This is a genomic window from Bacillus sp. mrc49 (assembly GCF_002803435.1).
Genome location: NZ_PHNG01000627.1, coordinates 1 through 837 on the forward strand (window position 1 = coordinate 1; position 837 = coordinate 837).

Annotated in this window: 2 protein-coding genes; both read right to left on the reverse strand. The window is 47.3% G+C overall.

Annotation, left to right across the window (positions count from 1 at the left end):
• Positions 1 to 17 precede the first annotated feature (17 nt).
• Positions 18 to 482, reverse strand: a complete 465-nt coding sequence (locus CVN76_RS06480; RefSeq protein ID WP_100530156.1) for a DUF523 domain-containing protein — start codon at positions 480 to 482, stop codon at positions 18 to 20.
• 260 nt (positions 483 to 742) lie between these two features.
• Positions 743 to 820, reverse strand: a complete 78-nt coding sequence (locus tag CVN76_RS32080; RefSeq protein ID WP_269800027.1) for a DUF2584 family protein — start codon at positions 818 to 820, stop codon at positions 743 to 745.
• Positions 821 to 837: the final 17 nt, after the last annotated feature.

An 837-nucleotide genomic window follows, 5' to 3' on the forward strand; every position in this document is an offset into this window, starting at 1 on the left:
AGCAAAAGCATTACACCTCATTTTTCTCCCAGATGATCGGATAACCACTCCTCTGACGTGACAATGAATCCATGCCGCCTAAGCAAAGCCGCGGTCACTCCATTCCCGGCCCTCTTCTCCCCCATGAATTCACCATTATAAATCGCCGCACTGCCACAGGATGGACTATTTTCTTTTAAAACGACCAGCGTCGCCCCAATCTCCTGGGCTTTCAATAAAGTAAGCTTCGCTCCTTCTATGTACAGTGCCGTTACATCCCTGCCCGTCCTTTCGATGATCTTGGCTTTTCCATCAAGTACATCCTCACCAGCACCGCCGACAATCTCCGCTGGCTCCCTCGGTACCGAAAAACCACCATGCAGCTCCGGACATACCGATACAGCCTTTTTCTCGCCAATTAATGCCCTGATCCTCTCATCCAGGCTGTGAGTCCCGTTATATCTCACCTCAAAACCCGCCAAACAAGAACTCACCAAAATCATCCAATCACCCCAAACACCATTTTACCATTCTTCTCATCACAACTGTGACAAGACGTTAGGAGAGGAAATCGAATCATTGACGCCGTGGGGCGGATGAATTCGTGCGTAGGTCGAATTATGGGGCTGGACGGATTATGAAGGTGGACGGTCGGATTATTGTCGGCGTAGGACGGATTATGAGTGATTTAGTGTAATTTTTCCAGCTGAATCAATAAAAAAAGCGCCTACAGTGAAAATCATCCCCGCAAGCGCTTCTATTATTAGTTAGTGGAGTTCAAAGATAATAATTCGTAAGTGATGATGGTTTTTTCACCGGTCCATTCGACTTTTTGGATCACGGCCGTTCCACTTGTAT

What these genes read in the sequence shown, in the direction of transcription:
- CVN76_RS06480 (WP_100530156.1), bottom strand. Translation starts at nt 482, where the DNA reads ATGATTTTGGTGAGTTCTTGTTTGGCGGGTTTTGAGGTGAGATATAAC.